The sequence below is a fragment of the Ramlibacter paludis genome, from assembly GCF_022012305.1.
Lineage (GTDB): Bacteria > Pseudomonadota > Gammaproteobacteria > Burkholderiales > Burkholderiaceae_C > Ramlibacter > Ramlibacter paludis.
The window spans coordinates 526,943-546,178 of record NZ_JAKLTM010000001.1 but is presented as its reverse complement, the minus strand read 5'-3'; the positions used below and the strand labels follow the sequence as shown (position 1 = coordinate 546,178).

At 69.8% G+C, this 19,236-nt stretch carries 20 protein-coding genes; 8 read left to right on the top strand and 12 right to left on the bottom strand.

The window, feature by feature from the left end:
- The first annotated feature begins 31 nt into the window (after nucleotides 1-31).
- Entirely contained in the window at nucleotides 32-949 is a 918-nt protein-coding gene (locus LZ009_RS02830) for a LysR substrate-binding domain-containing protein (protein ID WP_346730719.1), read from the top strand.
- On the opposite strand, the gene LZ009_RS02825 is transcribed toward LZ009_RS02830, so the two are convergent.
- The 4 genes from LZ009_RS02825 to LZ009_RS02810 are packed head-to-tail and all read right to left on the bottom strand — an operon-like array spanning nucleotide 936 to nucleotide 2,837.
- A complete protein-coding gene (locus LZ009_RS02825) occupies nucleotides 936-1,607 on the bottom strand; it encodes an aquaporin (RefSeq protein ID WP_275696355.1) in 672 nt (223 codons plus the stop codon). The two genes, LZ009_RS02830 and LZ009_RS02825, sit on opposite strands and share 14 nt — an antisense overlap.
- Nucleotides 1,604-2,098, bottom strand: a complete 495-nt coding sequence (locus tag LZ009_RS02820; RefSeq protein WP_275696354.1) for an arsenate reductase ArsC — start codon at nucleotides 2,096-2,098, stop codon at nucleotides 1,604-1,606. The genes LZ009_RS02825 and LZ009_RS02820 overlap by 4 nt, the downstream gene beginning before the upstream one ends.
- Complete coding sequence (locus LZ009_RS02815; protein ID WP_275696353.1) at nucleotides 2,091-2,498, bottom strand: ArsI/CadI family heavy metal resistance metalloenzyme; 408 nt, start codon at nucleotides 2,496-2,498, stop codon at nucleotides 2,091-2,093. The genes LZ009_RS02820 and LZ009_RS02815 overlap by 8 nt, the downstream gene beginning before the upstream one ends.
- 12 nt (nucleotides 2,499-2,510) lie before the next feature.
- Nucleotides 2,511-2,837 carry an ArsR/SmtB family transcription factor gene (locus LZ009_RS02810; protein ID WP_275696352.1) on the bottom strand — a complete coding sequence of 109 codons (327 nt, stop codon included), beginning with the start codon at nucleotides 2,835-2,837 and terminating at the stop codon, nucleotides 2,511-2,513.
- Nucleotides 2,838-2,922: 85 nt separating this feature from the next.
- Between LZ009_RS02810 and LZ009_RS02805 the strand changes: the two genes are divergently transcribed.
- The 4 genes from LZ009_RS02805 (at nucleotide 2,923) to LZ009_RS02790 (ending at nucleotide 7,053) form a co-directional block, all read left to right on the top strand.
- On the top strand, nucleotides 2,923-3,456 hold the full coding sequence (locus LZ009_RS02805) for a hypothetical protein (protein ID WP_275696351.1): 534 nt from the start codon (nucleotides 2,923-2,925) through the stop codon (nucleotides 3,454-3,456).
- Nucleotides 3,457-3,473: 17 nt separating this feature from the next.
- Entirely contained in the window at nucleotides 3,474-4,391 is a 918-nt protein-coding gene (locus LZ009_RS02800; RefSeq protein ID WP_275696350.1) for an EamA family transporter, read from the top strand.
- A gap of 84 nt (nucleotides 4,392-4,475) precedes the next feature.
- Nucleotides 4,476-5,039: a hypothetical protein gene (locus tag LZ009_RS02795; protein WP_275696349.1), complete on the top strand. Its 564-nt coding sequence runs from the start codon at nucleotides 4,476-4,478 to the stop codon at nucleotides 5,037-5,039.
- Nucleotides 5,040-5,115: 76 nt separating this feature from the next.
- The gene (locus LZ009_RS02790; protein WP_275696348.1) at nucleotides 5,116-7,053 is read left to right on the top strand and encodes a S9 family peptidase; all 1,938 of its coding nucleotides are present in this window, start codon (nucleotides 5,116-5,118) and stop codon (nucleotides 7,051-7,053) included.
- On the opposite strand, the gene LZ009_RS02785 is transcribed toward LZ009_RS02790, so the two are convergent.
- Together LZ009_RS02785 and LZ009_RS02780 are read right to left on the bottom strand one after the other, a co-directional pair.
- Nucleotides 7,028-10,495, bottom strand: a complete 3,468-nt coding sequence (locus LZ009_RS02785) for a DUF748 domain-containing protein (RefSeq protein ID WP_275696347.1) — start codon at nucleotides 10,493-10,495, stop codon at nucleotides 7,028-7,030. The two genes, LZ009_RS02790 and LZ009_RS02785, sit on opposite strands and share 26 nt — an antisense overlap.
- A 70-nt stretch (nucleotides 10,496-10,565) precedes the next feature.
- A complete protein-coding gene (locus LZ009_RS02780) occupies nucleotides 10,566-12,548 on the bottom strand; it encodes an MDR family MFS transporter (protein WP_275696346.1) in 1,983 nt (660 codons plus the stop codon).
- A 165-nt stretch (nucleotides 12,549-12,713) separates the two neighbouring features.
- Here LZ009_RS02780 and LZ009_RS02775 point away from each other — a divergent pair, with 165 nt between their 5' ends.
- Both LZ009_RS02775 and LZ009_RS02770 read left to right on the top strand, forming a co-directional pair.
- Complete coding sequence (locus LZ009_RS02775) at nucleotides 12,714-13,139, top strand: DUF3597 domain-containing protein (RefSeq protein ID WP_275696345.1); 426 nt, start codon at nucleotides 12,714-12,716, stop codon at nucleotides 13,137-13,139.
- A gap of 9 nt (nucleotides 13,140-13,148) precedes the next feature.
- On the top strand, nucleotides 13,149-13,634 hold the full coding sequence (locus LZ009_RS02770; protein ID WP_275696344.1) for a DUF937 domain-containing protein: 486 nt from the start codon (nucleotides 13,149-13,151) through the stop codon (nucleotides 13,632-13,634).
- A gap of 10 nt (nucleotides 13,635-13,644) precedes the next feature.
- Here LZ009_RS02770 and LZ009_RS02765 read toward each other — a convergent pair whose 3' ends face one another.
- From LZ009_RS02765 to LZ009_RS02750, 4 genes are read right to left on the bottom strand one after another with little or no spacing between them, the layout of a single operon-like run.
- Nucleotides 13,645-14,703 carry a maleylacetate reductase gene (locus LZ009_RS02765; RefSeq protein WP_275696343.1) on the bottom strand — a complete coding sequence of 353 codons (1,059 nt, stop codon included), beginning with the start codon at nucleotides 14,701-14,703 and terminating at the stop codon, nucleotides 13,645-13,647.
- A complete protein-coding gene (locus LZ009_RS02760; protein ID WP_275696342.1) occupies nucleotides 14,700-16,046 on the bottom strand; it encodes an amidohydrolase family protein in 1,347 nt (448 codons plus the stop codon). The genes LZ009_RS02765 and LZ009_RS02760 overlap by 4 nt, the downstream gene beginning before the upstream one ends.
- Before the next feature lies 1 nt (nucleotide 16,047).
- Nucleotides 16,048-16,350, bottom strand: a complete 303-nt coding sequence (locus LZ009_RS02755) for a Dabb family protein (protein WP_275696341.1) — start codon at nucleotides 16,348-16,350, stop codon at nucleotides 16,048-16,050.
- Nucleotides 16,347-17,186, bottom strand: coding sequence for an intradiol ring-cleavage dioxygenase (locus tag LZ009_RS02750; RefSeq protein ID WP_275696340.1), 840 nt, complete (start codon nucleotides 17,184-17,186; stop codon nucleotides 16,347-16,349). The genes LZ009_RS02755 and LZ009_RS02750 overlap by 4 nt, the downstream gene beginning before the upstream one ends.
- A gap of 84 nt (nucleotides 17,187-17,270) precedes the next feature.
- Between LZ009_RS02750 and LZ009_RS02745 the strand changes: the two genes are divergently transcribed.
- Complete coding sequence (locus LZ009_RS02745) at nucleotides 17,271-18,197, top strand: LysR family transcriptional regulator (protein ID WP_275696339.1); 927 nt, start codon at nucleotides 17,271-17,273, stop codon at nucleotides 18,195-18,197.
- A gap of 6 nt (nucleotides 18,198-18,203) precedes the next feature.
- Here the strand turns inward: LZ009_RS02745 and LZ009_RS02740 are convergent, their stop codons facing one another.
- Both LZ009_RS02740 and LZ009_RS02735 read right to left on the bottom strand, forming a co-directional pair.
- On the bottom strand, nucleotides 18,204-18,644 hold the full coding sequence (locus LZ009_RS02740; RefSeq protein ID WP_275696338.1) for a DsrE family protein: 441 nt from the start codon (nucleotides 18,642-18,644) through the stop codon (nucleotides 18,204-18,206).
- Between the two features lie 36 nt (nucleotides 18,645-18,680).
- A complete protein-coding gene (locus LZ009_RS02735) occupies nucleotides 18,681-19,184 on the bottom strand; it encodes a DUF4142 domain-containing protein (RefSeq protein ID WP_275696337.1) in 504 nt (167 codons plus the stop codon).
- Nucleotides 19,185-19,236 lie beyond the last annotated feature (52 nt).

The window sequence follows — 19,236 nt, the reverse complement described above, 5'->3', positions numbered from 1 at the left end:
TGAAAGTGATGAATTTCGACGGTTATGATCGATGCCATCGATCGCAATCCGGGCGAACCCGCACATGGAACTGCGCCACCTGCGCTACTTCGACGCCGTCGCCGAGACGCTCAACTTCACCCGTGCGGCGGAGCGCCTGCACGTCACGCAGTCGACGCTGTCGCACCAGATCAAGCAGCTGGAAGACGAACTGGGCACGCCCTTGTTCGACCGCAGCGCCAAGCACGTGCGCATGACGGAGGCCGGCGAGATCCTGCGCAGCCACATGACGCCGGCACTGGAGAAGATCGACCTCGGACTGCAGGCGCTGCGCGCGCCGGCCGAGGCCATCACCGGCAGCATCCGCCTGGGCACCACCTCGAGCTTCAACACGCGCATGGTTCCGCAATGCGTGGCCACGCTGCTGAATGCCTACCCGGGCATCCAGGTCAGCGTGGAGGAACTCGCCGCCGGCCAGATCCTCAAGCGCCTGCGCTCCGGCCACCTGGACATCGCAGTGGCCTATCCGCCCGGCGAAGGCAGCGACCTCTGGTTCGAGCCTCTCTACAACGAGGAGCTGCGCCTGGTGGTCGGCAAGTCGCATCCGCTGGCGCGCCGCCGCCGCGTGCGCATGGTGGAACTGCATGGCGTGCGCATGGTGCTGCTGCCCGGCCAGTTCCTCACCCGCAAGCTGCTGGACGACTGCTTCGAGCAGGCGGGCGCGAAACCCGTCGTCGCCGCGCAGATCAATTCGGTGGCGCCGATGATCGAGCTGATCCGGCAGACCGACCTGGCGGGGATCATCACGGAGACCGCCGTTTCGCAGACGGCGGACCTGCGCGTGATTCCGCTGGAAGACCCGACGCCGATCCGCACGCCTGGCCTGCTGTGGCCCAAGGGCGCGGCGCGCTCGCCGGTGTTGAAGCACTTCGCGGAGATCATCCGCCGCGCCGCGGTCAATCCGGCGTAGGCTGCTCCCCTTGTCCCAGGGCCCGGGCCAGCAGCAATCCGATCACCCCGCCGACCGCCTGCGCCGCCAGGAACCCCAGCACCGAAGCCGGCGCGATGCCCGCGAACGAATCGCTGAACATCCGACCGAAGGCCGCAGCCGGATTGGCGAACGAGGTGGACGAAGTGAACCAGTAGGCCGCGCCGATGTAGGCCGCCACCAGCGCCGGCGCCCGCGTTGCGCCGGCCCGCGCGATCACCAGCACCAGGCCCGCCGTCGCCACCGCTTCGGCGATCCACTGGCCGTAGCCACCGCGCGCCTTGGCCGCGAAGCCGAGCAGCGGCAACTCGAACATGGCATTGGCCAGGGCCGCCCCCGCCAGCGCGCCCAGCAGCTGAACGGCGACATAGGCCGCTTGCGACGACGACGCCAGTCCCGCCTTGCGGCCGAAGGCCAAAGTCACCACGGGATTGAAATGCGCGCCGCTCACGGGCCCCAGCACTTCGATCAGCACGAACAGCGCGAACACGGTCGCCAAGGTATTGGCCAGCAAGGCCACCGCGGCATTGCCGCCGGCCAGCCGCTCCGCCATGATTCCCGAGCCGATGACGGCTGTGAGCAGCAGCAGCGTGCCGAGGAATTCCGCCAGCAGGCCGCGGCGCAGGCGCGCGCCGCTCACCGGCCCGCCAGCGCGCGGGCCGCCTGTTGCAGGCGCGGCTTCTGCAACTGCTCTGGCGGCAACTGCACGAACAGTTCGATCCGCTGACGGATGGCCTGCAAGGTCCGCCGGAAAGCATCCTTGCGCTCCCGCTCCGAGCCCTGCACCTCCGACGGGTCGGCGTAGCTCCAGTGCGCGGTCGCCGGATGGCCCGGCCAGACCGGACAGGTTTCGCCGGCCGCGCTGTCGCACACGGTGATCACGAGGTCCATGGCCGGTGCACCGGCCGCGGCAAACACGTCCCAGCTCTTGCTCGAAAGGCCGGCCGTGGCATAGCCCGCCTCGTCCAGCACCGCGAGCGCCAGCGGATTCGGCTGCTGGTTCTCGCGCGGGCTGCTGCCGGCGGAGAACGCGCGGAAGCGGCCCTGGCCCAGGGCGTTGAGCGACGCTTCGGCCAGGATGCTGCGCGCCGAGTTGTGCGTGCAGAGGAACAGGACGTTCCATTCAGCCACAGCAGGCCTTCGCGCCGGCCGGCTCGCCTCCGAACAAAGGGATGTTCGACAAGGTGTGGAACTGCTCCCAAGCCACGCCCTGGGGATCGGTCACCCAGTACTTGTCGCTGCGGGCGTAGCAGCAGGAGGTTTCGCCCTGGTCCAGCAGCGCCATGTCCGCTTCACGGGCTTGCGCCTTCAGCGCGGCCAGTTCCTCCTCGCTGTCCACCTGCATCCCCAGGTGGCCCACGCCCGCCTTGCGCCCACGGCTGCTGATCGCGAAGTTGATGCGCGGGTCCTCGAGCATCCACTTGGCGTAATCGGACTCGACGCGCGTGGGCTGCGCGCCGAACATGGCGGAATAGAAGGCGATGTTCTTCTGCAGGTCGTCGACGTGGACGTGGACGTGGAAACGCTTCATGGGACTCTCCTTTCAGCAGCCGCAGCCTGCGGCGGGGGTTTCGACGGCGTACGCGGCGCCCTGGCAGCAATGCGCCGTCAGGTACGCCAGCACGCCGTTCATGAGTTCGTAGCCGGCCCGGTAGACCAGGTTGCGGCCCACCCGCTCCTGCGTGACCAGGCCGGCGTTCATCAATTCCTTCAGGTGGAAGGACAGCGTCGCGCCGGGCATGCCCAGGCCCTCGGCCATGGTGGCGGGCGTGAGGCCGGCCTGGCCGACGACGACCAGGGCGCGGAAAGCCTGCAGGCGGGCCGGATGGGCCAGGGCGGCCAGCGCGCGGACGACTTCTGTTTCTTCCATATTTCGATAATAGTCGAAATATAAAGAGTTTGCGCGTTGCGCCCGGCTCCCAGATGTCTGCAAGATTGCGGCGCAGGATTCCACCATGGCCTACCTCCCCTCTTCTCCTGCGCGCGGGCTTGCGGCCCTCGCTTTCGCAACCTGCCTGGCGCTGCCCGCCGCGGCGCAGATGGGCTTTCCCGGCGGCACGGGGGGCTCGATGGGCGGCCCCATGCGCGGCGGACCGCGCGGCGGCGAGCCCATGCGCGACATGCCGGCGGAGATCGCAGCGCCCTCGCCGGCCGACCAGCTGTACCAGGTGCGCATGCGGCTGCTGGTGACGCCGGAGCAATCCCCGGCGTGGGAACGCTTCCACGCCGCCTACCTCGCGCTGCGGGCCGTTCCGCCGCAACGCGGCCCCGACGACGGTGCGGTCACGGCGCAGCAAGCCATGCAGATGCGGCTGGGCGCGGCGCAGAACGGCTATGCGCGCACCGAGGAACTGTCCGAAGCCCTGAAGACCCTGCTCGCGAAACTGGACGAGAAGCAGCTCGCCGCCGCCAACGAGGCCCTGCCGCGCCTGCTGCTGGACGCCGGCGCGGGACCGCATGGCATGCGCGGCCGGCCGCTCGTGCGCTGAGCGCCGACAATCGCGGCATGCAAGCCGCACCCCAGCTCAAGCCACGCGACATCCTTGCCATCCTCGTCGTGGTCCTGGTCTGGGGCATGAACTTCGTCGTGATGAAGGTCGGCCTGGCGTCGTTCACGCCCTTCCAGATGGGCGCCGGTCGCTTCGTCTTTGCCTTCCTGCCGCTTGCCTTGCTGGTGCCGCGGCCCAGCGTGCGGGCGCGCTGGGTACTCGCTTTCGGGCTGACGCAGGGCCTGGGCCAGTTCGGCTTCCTGTTCGTCGCGCTGCATGTCGGCATGACGGCGGCCCTGGCCTCGGTGCTGATGCAGACGCAGGTCTTCTTCACCGCGCTGCTCGGCGTGCTGCTGCTGCACGAGCGCATCGGCGGCGCGCTGAAAGGCGGCATGGCCTGCGCGGCCCTCGGCCTGGCCTGCTTTGCCGCGAACTTCGCGCTGGCGCCCGGCAGCAGCGCGGTGACCGGCTGGGGCCTCGTGCTGAACCTGGCGTCCGCCGCGAGCTGGGCCGCCTCCAACATCGTCGTGCGCAAGGCGCAGCAGGAAGGCAGCGCCTTCGAGCCGCTCTCCTTCGTCGCCTGGGCCAGCGCGGTGCCCATCCTGCCCTTCCTGGGCCTGAGCTGGCTGCTGGATCCGCCGGCGGCCCAGGCAAACTGGCTGCACGCGCCCTGGCAGGCCTGGGGCGCCCTGGCCATCCTCGGCTGGCTGGCCACCAACCTCGCCTATGGCCTGTGGACCGGCCTGCTCAAGCGCTTTCCCGCCAGCCGCGTCGCGCCCTTCAGCCTGGGCGTGCCGCTGATCGGCCTGCTGGCCGGCATCCTGCTGCTGGGGGAGCGCGTGACGGGGCTGCAATGGCTGGGCGCGCTGCTGGTGTTCTGCGCGCTGGCCTGCGTTCTCGTCGGCCCGCAATTGGCGAGGCGCCGCCCCGCCTGAGGGAATCTTGTCGGTGTACTCCCACAAGATGGGACTGCGCCCGCCTGCGGGCGCCACGGCCGCGCAGTGCCACAGTGCGACACCATGAATGCACGCACCCTCCTCACCGCAATCTGCATCGCGGCCGCCGGCAGCGCCTTTGCGGGCGGCGGCGGCATGAGCAAGGACGCCTACAAGGCGATGAAAGACCGCATCGAAGCGAAGCAGGACACCGAGCTCCAGGCCTGCGACAAATCGCAGGGCAACGCCAAGGACATCTGCCGCGCCGCCGCCAAGGGACGGGCGCGGGTGGCGCTGGCCGACCTGAAGGCCGAATACCAGCCCAGCCCCGAAGCCGACCGCGGCAAGATGATGGCGCTGGCGGACGCAGAGTACGACGTCGCCAAGCAGAAGTGCGACGATGCCAAGGGCCCGGCCAAGGACGCCTGCAAGGCGAAGGCCGACCACGTGCATGAAGCCGCCGTGCGGCGCGCCAAGATCGAGCGGGTGGAAGCCTCGCGGCGGCTGCAGAAGTCCGCCCACGCGGCGGCACCGGTCCAGGCCACGCAGGAAGAGAAGTTCGCCTCGGAAAAGGCGCGCTGCGGCTTGCTGGGCGAAGAGCGTGACAGCTGCATGGCGGACCTGAAGAAGCGCTTCAATCGCGGGTAAGTGCCGGGGCGGCGGTGGGGTCGCTGGCGCGAACCCACCCTACAATCCGCCGTTTTGTCGGCAGGAGCCGGTTCCCATGCTTCGATTCACGCTCGCGGCGCTGCTGCTGGCAGCCGGCGCAGTCCACGCGCAGCCGGCCCCGGCGGTGCTGTCGCCCAACGAAAACCTGGTTGCCGAAGGCATTCCGCCGATTCCCGCCGCCCTGGCCGAGGAAGTGCGCCGCTACACCGAAGCCCGCTCCGCCCGCTTCCTCGACTGGCACCCGGTGCGCCACGAGATGCTGGTCTCCACCCGCTTTGCCGAAACGCCGCAGGTGCACCTGGTGCGCGCGCCGCTCGGGGCGCGCACGCAGCTGACCTTCTTCAACGAGCGCGTCGGCGCCGCGCTGTGGCAACCGACCCGCGGCGACTTCTTCATCTTCAGCAAGGACGTTGGCGGCGGCGAGTGGTACCAGTACTACCGCCAGGACATGGCCGATGGCCGCGTGACGCTGCTGACCGACGGCGCATCGCGCAACACCGGCGCGACGTGGTCGCAGGACGGCGAGCGCATCGCCTACCACTCGACCCGCCGCAACCGCAAGGACGCCGACCTGTACGTGATGGACCCGCGCGACCCGCGCAGCGACAAGCTCGTGCTGCAGCTGGAAGGCGGCGGCTGGGAAGTGCAGGACTGGTCGCGCGACGGCATGCAGCTGGTGCTGCAGGAGTTCATTTCGATCAACGAGAGCTACCTCTGGCTGGCCGACCTGAAGACCGGGACGAAGAAACTCGTCACGCCCAAGGGCGGCGCCAAGGTGGCGTACGGCGGCGCCCGGTTCACCGTCGATGGCCGCGGCCTGTGGGTCACCACCGATCGCGACTTCGAGTTCCAGCGCCTCGCGCGCCTCGACCTCGCCACCGGCCGCTACGACTACCTCAGCACCCACGTGCCTTGGGACATCGCCGACTTCGACGTCAGCGAGGACGGCCGCAGCATTGCCTACACCAGCAACGAAGCCGGCAACTTCGTCGTGCGCCTGCGCGACGTGGCCAGCGGGCGCGAGCGCACGGTGGAAGGATTGCCGCCCGGCATCCTCGGCCGCCCCAAGTTCCACAAGGACGGCTGCGAACTGGCCGTGCAGTCGTACAACCCGCGCACGCCGGGCGACGCCTGGTCGGTCGACCTCGCGACCAACCGCGCGCGGCCCTGGACCGAAAGCGAGTTGGGCGGCCTCAATCGCGATGCGATCCAGGTCCCGAAGCTGGTGAAGTGGAAAAGCTTCGACGGCCTGGAAATCTCGGGCTGGCTGACGCAGCCGCCGGCGAAGTTCACCGGCAAGCGGCCGGTGATCATCGACATCCATGGCGGGCCCGAAGGCCAGTCGCTGCCTTCGTACAAGGGCCGGCGCAACTACTTCGTCAACGAGCTGGGCGTGGCGGTGATCGACCCGAACGTGCGCGGCTCCACCGGCTTCGGCAAGACCTTCGTCGCGCTGGACAACGGCATGCTGCGCGAGAACACGTACAAGGACATAGGCGCGCTGCTGGACTGGATCGCGCAGCAGCCCGACCTGGATGCCTCGCGCGTGATGGTCACCGGCGGCAGCTACGGCGGCCACATGACCTGGGCGCTCTCCTACCTGTACAGCGATCGCCTGCGCGCGGCGCTGCCGGTGGTGGGCATGTCCAACCTGGTCACCTTCCTGGAGAACACCGAGTCCTACCGCCGCGACCTGCGGCGGGTGGAATACGGCGACGAGCGCGACCCGAAGATGCGCGAGTTCCTGCAGCGCATCGCGCCCATGACGCATGCCGCGAAGATCCGGCATCCCGTGTTCGTGGTGCAGGGCAAGAACGACCCGCGCGTGCCGTGGAGCGAATCGGACCAGATGGTGCGCACCATCCGCGCCAACGGCGCGCCGGTGTGGTTCCTCACCGCCAACAACGAGGGTCATGGCTTCGGCAAGAAGCCGAACCAGGACTTCCAGTTCTACGCCACGGTGATGTTCATCCGGGAGTACCTGCTGAAGTAGGCGCAGGGCTTTGCGCGGTCGGCGGACGCGCCGGGGCCGCGCTGCCCGCGCCCAGCGCCAGTCCGCTGGCCACCATCTTGTCCTTGAGCGCGTGCGGCGCAGGTGCGCCGACCGCCACCCGGCTTTCCTGCAAGCCCAGTTTCACGACCGCTTCGCGCATCGCCTGCGCGCGCTGCTGCGCCAGCGCCAGCAGCGCGTCGTCGGCCACGGCCACCTGGACCGTCAGGCGCTCCAGCAGCTCGGCGTGGAAGGCCGAAGCCGGCCCGGCATCGCGTTCCTTGAAGCTGCGGCCCAGGCGCTCCAGCGTCTGTGACTGCAGCAGGCGCGTGACCGCACCCGCGTCCTTGTCCTGGTAGCCCGCGCGCAGCTGCTGGTAGTCCTGCTTGCCGGCGCTTGCCGCATAGCGCTCCTCCAGCCAGGTCTGCACCTTGTAGTTGTTGACGTCCACCGGCCCCGGATCCTGGCCCGGTGTGAGCTTGAGGCTGGCCGCCGTCGCCGCCTCGCGCCGCATCGCCGTCTCCTGCAGCGCCCGCCGGTCGGCTCCCGGGTCGTAGCCCGGCGCGATTGTCACGGTCAGGGCCGGCCGCTTCGCGAGCGCTTCGGCCAGCAGCTTCAGCTTTTCCTGTTCCGGCGGCAGCAGCACGCTGCTGCCCGGATCGAAGCCCACCGCTTCCAGCGTGTCGGTGTTCATCCCCAGCGCGGCGCCGAGCGCGCGGAACGGCGCCGTCACCAGTTTCTTGAGCACGTTGACGACGGCCTTCCAGACGATGGCGCCATAGCTGAATTGCGGATCGTCGAGGCTGCCGGAGACCGGCAGGTCGAGGTCGATCACGCCGTCGCTGTCCTCCAGCAGCGCAATGGCCAGGTCCAGCGGCAGCTTCATCGCGCCTGGGCTGTCCACGTTCTCGCCCAGCCGCAGCTTCTGGATCACGAACTTGTTGGCGCCGGCCAGCTGGCGCGCCTGCACCTTGTACTGCAGGTCCACGGAAAGCCGGCCCGACTCGATGCGGCGGCCCGCGAACTTGCCGGAGTACGGCGTCAGCCGCGTCATCTCCAGGTTGCGGAAGGCGAGGCCGAGGTCGGTGAACTCGGTGGCGCGGAAAGGCTGGATCGCGCCGCGGATGCGCGCCGAGCCGAACTCCTCGACCTTGCCATCGAGTTCGACCTGCGCGTTCGCGGCGGGATCGCTCGAAAGCCCGGTGACCACGCCGTTCAGCGCGTGCATGCCGGTGCCGAACTGCGGCCGCAGCGACAGGTCGGCGAATTCCGCATCGGCGTCGACGATGCGCAGGCGCTCGATCGCAACCGGGAACACAGCCTGCGCCTGCTGCTGCGCGGGCGCGGGCGCGGCTGCGGGCAGCGCCGCGCTCGTCCGCAGCATGCGCGTGAGGTTGAGCGACTGGTCCTCGAAGATGATCACCTTCACCAGCGGCTTGACGGCCACCACTTCGCCGATGTGCACGCGGTCGGGGCCCAGCGAGATGCTGGTGCTGCCCGACGACAGCTTCTTCCAGCCGAGGAAAGGCGCCCCGCCCTCTTCCTCCACGATGGCCAGGTCGTCCACCTGGAAGCCGCCGTTGAAAGCCAGGCCCACGCCGGCCTTGGCCGGCGCGAAGGCCAGCTTGCCCTGCACGCCGGCCGATCCCGACTGCAGCTTCAGGCGCGCGAACTGGTTGACGTAAGGTGCGAAGGGCGCGAGCGCCAGGCCGGCCAGCTTCAGGTCGAGCCGCCCCGCAGGCCGTGCCGGCGTGATCGTGCCTTTCGCTTCGAAGCGCCCGCCCTGCTGCAGCGAGAAGGCGGCCTCCAGCGGGATCGCGCGCTCCAGATCCAGGCCGACGTCGCTGAGCGCGACGCGGCCGCCGGCCAGGTCCAGCGTGACCGGCGTGCCGCCGGCGGAGTCGCTCACGCGCAGCTGGATGTCGTCCGCACTCAGGCGCGCGACGCGCAGGTCGGGCGGCGCAGAGGCCGGCGTCGCCGCGGCGGGCGGCTCCACGCTCCTGCGCAGGATTTCCATCCAGTTGACGCGCTGGTCCTTGTCGCGCAGAACTTCCGCGCGCGCGCCGGTCAGTGCGATGGCGTCGATGCGCAGCCGGTTCTCCGGCAGGGCCAGCAGCCCGTTGCTCAAGGCGACGCGCTGCAGCTGCGCCACCTGCTGCGCCCCCGACACCAGCCGCACCGGGCCGGCCGAAGCATTCACCGGTCCCACGCCCAGCAGCGGCGTGGCGCCAAGCTCTCCGGCAACCGCGGCGCTCAGTTCGAAGGCCTCGGCGCTGGCTTCCAGCGGCGTGGCATAGCCATGGTCGGTGAAGCGGGCGGACCAATCGGTGAGGCGCAAGTCGCGCAGCGCGAATTTCCAGGGCGGGGCATCGTCTCCAGCCGCCGCCGCATTGCTGCCGCTTGCCGGCGCGGACGCCAGTAGCGCCTGCCAATCCAGCACGCCCTGCGCGTCGCGGCTGGCCCTCACCTTGCCGCCTTGCAGGTGCAGCGCGCCGACCGCGATCTCGCGCTTGAGGAGATCGAAGGCGGCATCGCTCACGCGCGCCTCGGCGAGTTGCAGCAGCGGCTCGCCGCCGTCGCGCGGCGCCAGCGCGAAGTCGCGCACCTGCAGGTTGGCGCCCGTGACGACCAGCGAGGGAACGTCCGCGTGCGAGCGCGCGCGCAGCAGCGCGAAGCGGTAGTGCAGCGCCGCCGCCAGCGTGCCGCTGGGCGCCAGCCCGATGCGGTCCTCCACCAGCCGGCGCAGGCGTTCGAGATGCGCGCCTTCCAGTGCCACCTCGCCCTGCGAAACCAGCGGGTTCAGCGCGATGTCGCCCTTCCAGCGCAAGGTGGCACCCTGCTGCGGCAGGCGCGCGGCGATGAGGTACTCGCCGCGGTCCTCGGGCAAGGTGGAAATCGCGGCGAGCTCGATGCCCAGCGGCTTGAACGCAGCCTCGAACGGCTCCCCGGGCCGGTCGGCGTCGCTGTAGAGGATGTCGCCGTCGGCGATGCGGATGCGGTCGATGAGCAGGCGCGCCATCCGGTCGGACGGCGGCCCGGCGTCTTCGCGCAGCCTGGCGATCAAGGCATTCCAGTTCGAGGCGCCGCCCTGCCGGACCACGAAGCGCGCATGGGGCCGCTGCAGTTCGATGGCATGGATGCGCCAGGCCCAGCGCGCGAGGCCGTCGACGCCGAGGTCGAGGTAGAGGTTCTCGACGCCCGCCAGCGGCTCGCCGCCGGGCTCCGCCAGCGCGAGGCCCTGCACGCGCAACTCCAGCGTGAGCGGATTGAAGTCGACGCGCTGCGCCTGCAGCCGGCTGGCCAGGTAGCGTTCGCCGGCCCAGGGCAGCAGCTTGCGCGCGAGCGGATCGACGAGGAAGAAGCCGGCGAGCAGCCAGGCCACGAACAGTCCGGCGACTGCCAGCACCGGCAGGCTGCGCGCGACCTTCAGGATGCGCGGCCACATGGAGTTCATCATGGGCCGGCGGGCGCGGCCCACCATGGGACCTTGGTCCCACCTCGCCGCTGGCGTGCGATCAACTCGAGGGGTTGGCGGAAGACAGGCGGCGCGCGGCCGGCACCAGCTGCGGCGCCAGGCGCTGCAGCAGCTGCGCCAGTTCCGACTGCTGCTGCGTGGTCCACTGGCCGAAGACTTCCTGCAGGTGCTGCTTGCGCGCTTCCACCAGCCGCGCCAGGTCGGCGCAACCGGCTTGCGTCAACTCCCAGGCGCCGGAGGCTTCCTGCAGCACCAGGCCCTGCGCAGCGAGATCGGCGGCGGCGCCGTCCACTTCGGCGGCGGTGAAGGGCGATGCCGGAACCAGGTCGACCAGCTGCGCCTGCGGCGCTTCGTTCAGCCGCACCAGCAGCCAGGCCGAAGCCGGCGCCAGCGTGAGCCCCGCGCGTTGCACCACCAGCCCGATGTGGTGCCGGCGCAGGTCCTGGTCCATCACCGCGGCCAGGCCGCGCACCAGTTCGTCGTCGGGTGCAGGCGCGCTGGGCAGGGCCATGGCCTGGCTGGTTTCCTCGCCCACGTCGGCGCTGGCGGCAGCGAGCGTGTCGCGCAGCTTCTTCTGCGGCAGCAGCCAGCTGAGGGCGAAGCCGGCCAGCGCAACCACGGCCGCGACTTCGAAGACGGTGGCCATGCCGCGCGCGAAGGCGCTCGCGTAGACCGCGCGCGCTTCCGGCGTCATCTGCGCCACTTCCTGGATGTTCGGGATGTCGATGCCGGGCAAACCGCGCGCCACCGCCGCCAGGAACACCGCGCCCAGCGCCGCCGTGCCCACCGCGCCGCCGATCGAGCGGAACAAGGTCGAGCCCGCCGTCGCGACGCCGAGGTCGCGGTAGTCGACCGCGTTCTGCACCGCGATCACCAGCACCTGCATCACCATGCCGATGCCCAGCCCGAGCAGCAGCGCCAGCGCCAGGATGAAGGGCATGCCGCTATCGGCGCGGATGGTCGACAGCGCGAACAGCGCCACGGTCATCAGCCCGGTGCCGACGATCGGGAAGATGCGGTAGCGGCCCGTGCGGCTGATGATCTGGCCCGATGCGATCGACGACACCAGCATGCCGGCGATCAGCGGCAGCATCTGCAGCCCGGCGGCGGTCGGCGTGTCGCCCTTGGCGACCTGCAGGAAGATGGGGATGTAGGTGACCGAGCCGAACATCGCGAAGCCGACCACCAGCCCGACACCCGATGCGACGAGGAAAGCCCTCTGCTTGAAAAGCCGCAGCGGCAGGATCGGTTCCGCCGCACGCATCTCGACGAAGGGGAACGCGACCAGGGCAGCGAGCCCGGCGGCGGCCAGCGCCAGCAGCCAGGGCTCGTGCAGGGCCGCCTTGTTGCCGCCCAGGTCCGTCACCAGCACGATGGCGGCCAGGCCGAGGGCCAGCAGCGCAGCACCCAGGTAGTCGATGCGCGGCCTGGCACGCTTGGGCGACGCCGGCAGGGTGGTGGCGATCAGCGCCAGCGCGAGCAGGCCCAGCGGCAGGTTGATGTAGAAGATCCAGCGCCACGACAGGTGGGTGGAGAAGTAGCCGCCAATGACCGGCCCGGCCGCGCTCGACAGGCCGAACACCGCGCCGAACAGGCCCTGGTAGCGGCCGCGCTCGCGCGGCGGCAGCACGTCGGCGATCACCGCCATCGCCGTCACCATCAGCCCGCCGCCGCCCAGCCCTTGCAGCGCACGGAATGCGATCAGCTCGGGCATGTTGCGCGCCATGCCGCACAGCACGGAGCCGACCAGGAAGATGAGCACGGCCACCTGCATCATGCGTTTGCGGCCGTACAGGTCGCCCAGCTTGCCGTACACCGGCGTGGCGACGGTCTGCGCGAGCAGGTAGGAGGTGACGACCCACGACAGGCGCTCCAGCCCGCCGAGCTCGCCGACGATCACCGGCAGCGCCGTGCCGACGATCGTCTGGTCCAGCGAGGCCAGCAGCATGGAGATCAGCAGTCCGCTGATGGCGGCCAGGACGCCGCGGGGCGGGTGGCCTTGTTGTCGTGCGTTGTGGTCCACGCTGCCCACCCTAGTGGCCCGGCTTTGGCGTCCCGGTAGGACGGGGCCGAAATCTTCCGCGGCAACGCGCGGAAACACCTGCCGACCCCGGATTTGGCGATGATGGGCCTGCACTCGCAAGCGCTGCCAGCCCGGCCGCGCAGCGCGGCAGCATGGAGGTTTCACATGGGGTTCTTCAGCAAGATCCTGGGCAAGCTGGGCATGGACGCGGGGGCGGGCAAGGTCGACGAGATGCTGCGCACGCCCGCGGCGCCGGCGGCCCCCAACACCAGCGTCGCTGGAGCAGGCGCGGCGCCCGCGGCATCGGCGGCCGCGGCCAAGCCGGCAACGCAGGTCGACGTCACCGCGCAACTCGAACAGAAAGCGGCGGCCAATGCGCAGAAACTCAACTGGCGCACCTCCATCGTCGACCTGCTGAAGCTGCTCGACATCGACAGCAGCCTCGACGCGCGCAAGGAGCTGGCCAAGGAACTGGGCTGCCCCGCCAACCTGATGGCCGACTCGGCGCAGATGAACACCTGGCTGCACAAGGCGGTGATGCAGAAGCTGGCGGCCAACGGCGGCAAGGTGCCGGCCGAACTGCTCGACTGAGGACACGCCATGCAGATCACCGACTTGCTGGCCCAGACGGGCGGGCTGGAATCGATCGCGCGCGAGCTCGGCGTGGACACGCAGCAGGCCCAGACCGGCGCGGCCGCGCTGCTGCCTGCGATCCTGGGCGGCTTGCAGAAGCAGGGACAGGGCGGCAGCGGCCTCGGCGGCCTCGGCGACTTGCTGGGACGCCTGGGCGGCGGCGGCCTGATGGACCAGGTGCTGGCGCCGGAACCCACGGACGTGAGCCAGGGCAACCAGGTGCTGGGACAGATCTTCGGTTCCAAGGACGTGAGCCGCGAAGTGGCGCAGGAGGCCGCGGGGCATACCGGGCTCGACCCTTCGCTGCTGAAGAAGATGCTGCCGCTGCTGGCGATGCTGGCGACGGGCTACCTCGCCAAGCAGGGTGGCGAAGCGATGCGCAGCGGCGGCGGGCTGGGCGGCCTCGGCGGCCTGGGCAACGTGCTCGGCGGACTCCTGGGCGGGAAGCGCTAGCCGCTAGCCGCTAGCCGGGACGCCGGCCTTCCCAGGCGTCCTGCAGCAGCTGCCGGATCGCGGCGCGTTCCAGCGGCCGCGGGTTCGGGTACTGGTTGGACAAGGCGATGTCGCAGGCCTGGTCCAGGTCGGTCTCGCGCATCCCGATGTCCTTCAGCGCCACGGGCGCGCCGTTGTCGTGCGCCAGGTCGTAGACCGCCTGCGCGGCGCTGCTGCCTTGGAGTGCCTGCGCGATCTTGCGCATGGCCTCCGGCGCCGCCGCGGCGTTGTAGGCCAGCGCATGCGGCAGCACGATGGTGTGGGTCTCGGCATGCGGCAGGTTGAAGCTGCCGCCCAGCGTGTGGCACAGCTTGTGGTGCAAGGCCATGTCGACCGACGCCAGCACCGTGCCGCACAGCCACGCGCCATAGAGCGCATCGCTGCGCGCCTCCATGTCGCGCGCGTTCGCCTTGATGCGCGGCAGCGCGCGCCCCAGCGCCTCCATGCCCTGCTGCGCCATGATCTCGATGATGGGATTGGTGGTCACCGAGTACAGGCCTTCTGCGGCATGCGCGATGGCGTTGATGCCGCTGGTGATGCTCAGGCCCACCGGCAGTCCGGCGGAGAGCTCGGGGTCGTACAGCACCGTGCGCGGCAGCACCTGGTCGGCGCGCCCCGTCTTCTTCATGCCGCCTTCCGTGATGCCGTAGATGGTGGTCATCTCCGAGCCGGCGTAGGTGGTCGGGATGGCGATGACGGGCAGCGCCGATTCGAGCGCGATGGCCTTGCCGAGGCCCACCGTGGAACCGCCGCCGATGGCCACCGCGCAGTCGGCGCCGTGGCTGGCTGCGAAGGCACGCGCTTCGCGCGCGGTCTCGATCGGCACGTGCATCACGGCACGGTCGAAGATCCCCGCGGCGCGCGTGCCCAGGAGATCGGCCACCTGCTGCGCCGAAGCGCGCTGCTCCGGCGTGGACAGCACGATCGCCTTGCGCGCGCCCAGCCGGTCGACCTCGGCAGGCAGTTGCTGAAGGGTGCCGGCACCGAACAGCACGCGGGCCGGGCGGGCGATGTAGGTGAAGGGATTCATGGCGCCAGTCCGAGCGCCGCGGTGATCTTGCGGCCCGACGCACGCAGCTCCTCCAGCCCGGGCGCGAGATCCACGCCCACCAGCTTGCCGCCACGCTTCTTCCACTGGCCGGCCACCATCACGCTGTCGATGTTCGCGAGCGACGCCTGGAAGACCACCGAACTCACCGCGTCGTGCACCGGCTGCATGTTGAGGTCGCTGGCGCGGATCACGACCAGGTCCGCCTGCTTGCCGGCGGCGAGCGAACCGATGCGGTCCTGCTGCTGCAGCATGCGCGCGCCTTCGATGGTGACCCAGGCCAGCGCCTCGCGCGTGGTGATGGTGGAGGTCGGCGGAATGCTGCCGTGCTCGGCGCGGTAGGCCACGTTGTCCAGGCTGCGCTGGATGCCCAGCGCCACGCGGGCCTGCGTGAGCATGTCGCCGGAAAGCACGCTCTCCAGGTCGACGCCCAGCGATGGCGCGCGGCCGAATTGCCGCAAGCGTCCGGTGAGCGGATGGCCGTGGCCTTGCGACATCTCGCTTTCCGCCGCCGCGGAGAAGCTCATGCCGAGCGCGCAGAAGCGTTCCAGCTGCGCGTCGCTCAAGGCGTGGCCGTGCACGATGTTGATCTGCGGCCCGAGCAGGCCTTCCTGCTCCAGCCGCTCCCAGCCATCGGGGGTGCGCGCCGGACCGCCGCCCTGGTGCAGCGAAGCGATGATGCCCAGCTCGCGCGCCATGCGGAAGTCGTGCAGCGCCACCGGCAGGGTCGAATAGTGCGGGCCGAGCACCGCGGCATGGATGGTGAGCAGCGGGTCGCCCTGGTGCGCCTTCAGGAGGCGCTCGACTTCCGCGCGCGGATGCGGCACTTCCCAGAACGGCACCTGCCCCGGCTTGGGATCGGGCTTGGGCGTGCCGTGGAAGAAGGCGGCGCGGATGCCGCTGGCGCGCAGGCCCTCGATGGCGGCGTCGTTGTGCGCCGGCGTCGGGTTGTTGTGGCACCAGTCGGCCAGCGTGGTGGTGCCGCAATTCAACTGATTCAGTGCGCCCATGCGGGTGGCAATGCGCAGGTCGGCCGGCGTGAAGACGGTGGCCAGGCCGGCATGCATCTTCTGGAAGTACTCCAGCAGCGTCCAGTTGGCGGCCACGCCGCGCAGCGCCGTCTGCCAGGTGTGCATGTGCGCGTTGACCAGGCCGGGAATGACGATGCAGCCGGCGGCGTCGACCACCTCGGCGTCCTCCACCTGCAGCGAGGGCGCGATCTCCAGGAGGGTGTCGCCGCGCACCAGCACGTCGGCCACCGGCAAGTCGCCCTGGCGGTCCATGGTGATGACCGTCGCGCCGCGGATCAGGGTCTGTCGTGCCATCTCAATCCACCTCGTAATCGACCTGGTGCCGGGCGATGCGCAGGTCGCCGATCTCCTGCTTCACCCGCAGGTGCTCGGGATGGTTCGCATAGGCGTCCAGCGCCACCTGCGAATCGAAGAGCGTCAGCAGCACGACGTCGCAGGCGTAGTCGACCCGGCTCGAATCGGCGCCGACCTCCAGCTCCAGCAGGCCCGGCACGCGGCCGCGCAGGCTGAGGAAGCTGCGGCGCAGCTGGGCGACGGCCGCGTCCTTCTCCGCCTGGTTGGCGCCGCGCACGTTCCACATCACCACGTGGCGGATCAACGCGCTTCTCCTGCGGGATTCAGCACGAAGTCGTATTCGACCTTGTACCGGCCGTCCGGCTGCTTCACCCAGTCGGCCACCAGCGACTGGCGCACGCCGAACACCGCATCCGAATCGAGATAAGGGTCGCCGTTGCGGAACACGTGCGTGATCAGCGTCTCGTAGCCTGGCGCCTTGATCATGAAGTGCAGGTGCGCCGGTCGCCACGGATGGCGCCCGGTGGCCTTGAGCATGTCGCCCACCGGGCCGTCGTCGGGAATCGGGTAGGCCTCGGCCAGGATGGAGCGGAAGTGGTACTCGCCCTTGCCGTTGGCATGCAGCACGCCGCGCGCCCGGTGGCCGTGCGCCTCGCCGCGCTGCACGTCGTACTTGCCTTCGGCGTCGGCTTGCCAGACGTGGATCTCGGCCCCGGCCACCGGCTCGCCGCCCAGCCCGCGCACCACGCCGCTCACGTCGCAGGGCTCGCCGGGGGCGCCGCGCGCGACGTCTTCGCCCAGGTCGAAGCTCGGCGCGTCTTCCACGTAGAAGGGGCCGAACACGGTGGCTTCGGTGCAGCCGGCCGGCTTGTCGTTGTTCATCGCCACGGTCAGCATCGACAGGCCCAGCGTGTCCGACAGCAGGATGAACTCCTGCCGCTGGGCGTCGGTGATGTGGCCCACCCGCGTGAGGAATTCGATGCCCTGCATCCACTCGCCCTCGGTCAGCTTCACCTCGCGCGCGAAGGCGTGCAGGTGCTGCACCAGGCTGGTCAGGATCGCCTTCAATCGCGGGTCGGGCGTCTGCGCCAGGCGCGCGATGACGGCCTGGGTGATGTTGTCCTGGGTGAGGTTGCGCATGGGAGCACTCTAGGGCGAGGCCATAATTTGGGAAAGCGCGGCTGGGCAAATGAGTTTTCCGCCGCGCGCAAAGGAGACGCAGTCTTGGATCGCTGGACCGAGATGGAACTGTTCGTGCAGGTGGCCGAAACCGGCAGCCTGAGCCGCGCCGCGGACGCCCTGGGGCTGTCCAATGCCGCCGCCAGCCGCCACCTGTCGGCGCTGGAGGAGCGGCTGGGCGCGCGCCTGGTGGAGCGCAACACGCGGCGGCTGTTCCTCACCGAGCCGGGGCAGGAGTTCCTGCGCCGCAGCAAGTCCATCCTGGCCGACCTGCAGGATGCCGAATCGGCGGTCAACGCGTCCACGCTCAACCCCACGGGCACGCTGCGGGTGACGGCTTCGCTGTCGTTCTCGATGCACCACATCGCGCCGCTGCTGCCCGAGTACACGCGGCGCTACCCGAACGTGAGCGTGCACGTGGAGACGGCCAACCGCTACCTGGACCTGATCGACAACAACATCGACGTCGCCATCCGCACGCGCGAGATGGAGCCGGACTCGAACATCAGCATCCGGCGGCTGGCGGAAACGCGCCGCATCCTCGCCGCCTCGCCTGGCTACCTGGCGAAAGCCGGCACGCCCCAGGGGCTGGACGACCTGGCCAAGCACGCGCTGCTGGTCTACACCTATGCCAACCATCCGCACGAGCTGCGCTTCACGCGCGACGGCGAGACCACCACGGTGGCGGTGAAAGGCGTGCTGGAATCGAACGACGGCCAGGTGCTGCGCGCCGCGGCGCTGGAGGGGCTGGGCATCCTGGTGCAGCCGACCTACATCCTCTACGACGACATCGTCGCCGGCCGGCTGGTGCCGGTGCTGGACGCCTGGGACCTGCCGCGGCTGACGATCAACCTCGCCTACCCGAGCCGCAAGCACCTGTCGGCGAAGGTGCGGACCTTCATCGACTTCATCGCCGAGCACTTCGAGCGGATGGAGTACGAGCGGAAGTGGACGGCGCGGTTCGGGTATTGAGGGGGGCTACGGGCGGATGTACGCCCAGCCCTGCTGCTGCTTCTTCATCAACTCGACGACGCCGGCCTGCACGTAGCCGATGTTCGGCAGCATGTCCGACTTCTGCAGCTTCTGGCCGGCCATGGTGTTCTCGCACGCCACGACCTTGACGCCGTTGCCCAGCGCGCTGGAGATGCGCGCGGCCACCGGCGAGTCGGCCTTCAGCATGCCGATGCCCGGGCCATAGGCGACGATCTCGAGCTCGACGTCGTCCATCCCCAGGTCCTTCTGCAGGTTGGCCGCGTTGTTCAGCGCGAGGTTCCACTTGGCCGGGTCGTTGTCGCTGACCTGCATCACGACCTGGTTCTTGTGCGCGGGCTTCTGCGCCAGCGCGGGCAGCGCCGCCACGAGGGCCAGGGCGACGGCGCCGGTGGCAAAGGCGCGGCGGGAAACGGCAGGGGTCTTCATGCGGGCATCTCCTTCGATGCCCGCGATCCTAACGGATCAGTGCTTGCCGCCCTTCTTCAGGCCTTCGGCGTGCTTCAGGTGTTCCTTCAGCGTGGGCAAGGTCTTGGAAGCGAAGGCCTTGACGTCGGCGTCGGAGGCGCCCTTGGCGGTCTTCTCGAACAGGGCGATGTCGGTCTTGTGGTCGTGCAGGCCCACTTCCTTGACGAAGTCCTGGTCGAAGTGCTTCGACTTGGCCAGCTTGTCCAGCGTCTTCTGCATCTTCGCGGGGACGGCGTCCGGCAGCTTGGCGCCCTTCTTGGCCGCCAGCGCCTTCAGTTCCTCGTTGGCGGCGCCGTGGTCCTTCTCCAGCATGCTGCCGAAGGACTTGACGCCGTCGCTCTGGCCCTTGCTCTGGGCCAGCTTGCCGGCCTCCACTTCGAACATGCCGCCACCGGCGGCCTTGGTGAAGAACTCCTGGTCCTTCTTGCTGACGGCGGCGAAGACCGCGGGGCTGGCAATGGCGACGGCCGCGGCCATGGCGGAAATGAGAAAGCGTTTCATGGGCACCTTGATCGGGGGAATGGGTCTCCCATCGTCGAAGACGCCGAAGCCC

What these genes read in the sequence shown, in the direction of transcription:
- LZ009_RS02785 (WP_275696347.1), bottom strand. Translation starts at nt 10,495, where the DNA reads ATGTGGCCGCGCATCCTGAAGGTCGCGCGCAGCCTGCCGGTGCTGGCA.
- LZ009_RS02800 (WP_275696350.1), top strand. Translation starts at nt 3,474, where the DNA reads ATGCAAGCCGCACCCCAGCTCAAGCCACGCGACATCCTTGCCATCCTC.
- LZ009_RS02760 (WP_275696342.1), bottom strand. Translation starts at nt 16,046, where the DNA reads ATGGCACGACAGACCCTGATCCGCGGCGCGACGGTCATCACCATGGAC.
- LZ009_RS02815 (WP_275696353.1), bottom strand. Translation starts at nt 2,498, where the DNA reads ATGAAGCGTTTCCACGTCCACGTCCACGTCGACGACCTGCAGAAGAAC.
- LZ009_RS02765 (WP_275696343.1), bottom strand. Translation starts at nt 14,703, where the DNA reads ATGAATCCCTTCACCTACATCGCCCGCCCGGCCCGCGTGCTGTTCGGT.
- LZ009_RS02790 (WP_275696348.1), top strand. Translation starts at nt 5,116, where the DNA reads ATGCTTCGATTCACGCTCGCGGCGCTGCTGCTGGCAGCCGGCGCAGTC.
- LZ009_RS02770 (WP_275696344.1), top strand. Translation starts at nt 13,149, where the DNA reads ATGCAGATCACCGACTTGCTGGCCCAGACGGGCGGGCTGGAATCGATC.
- LZ009_RS02810 (WP_275696352.1), bottom strand. Translation starts at nt 2,837, where the DNA reads ATGGAAGAAACAGAAGTCGTCCGCGCGCTGGCCGCCCTGGCCCATCCG.
- LZ009_RS02775 (WP_275696345.1), top strand. Translation starts at nt 12,714, where the DNA reads ATGGGGTTCTTCAGCAAGATCCTGGGCAAGCTGGGCATGGACGCGGGG.
- LZ009_RS02740 (WP_275696338.1), bottom strand. Translation starts at nt 18,644, where the DNA reads ATGAAGACCCCTGCCGTTTCCCGCCGCGCCTTTGCCACCGGCGCCGTC.
- LZ009_RS02795 (WP_275696349.1), top strand. Translation starts at nt 4,476, where the DNA reads ATGAATGCACGCACCCTCCTCACCGCAATCTGCATCGCGGCCGCCGGC.
- LZ009_RS02805 (WP_275696351.1), top strand. Translation starts at nt 2,923, where the DNA reads ATGGCCTACCTCCCCTCTTCTCCTGCGCGCGGGCTTGCGGCCCTCGCT.
- LZ009_RS02735 (WP_275696337.1), bottom strand. Translation starts at nt 19,184, where the DNA reads ATGAAACGCTTTCTCATTTCCGCCATGGCCGCGGCCGTCGCCATTGCC.
- LZ009_RS02750 (WP_275696340.1), bottom strand. Translation starts at nt 17,186, where the DNA reads ATGCGCAACCTCACCCAGGACAACATCACCCAGGCCGTCATCGCGCGC.
- LZ009_RS02830 (WP_346730719.1), top strand. Translation starts at nt 32, where the DNA reads ATGCCATCGATCGCAATCCGGGCGAACCCGCACATGGAACTGCGCCAC.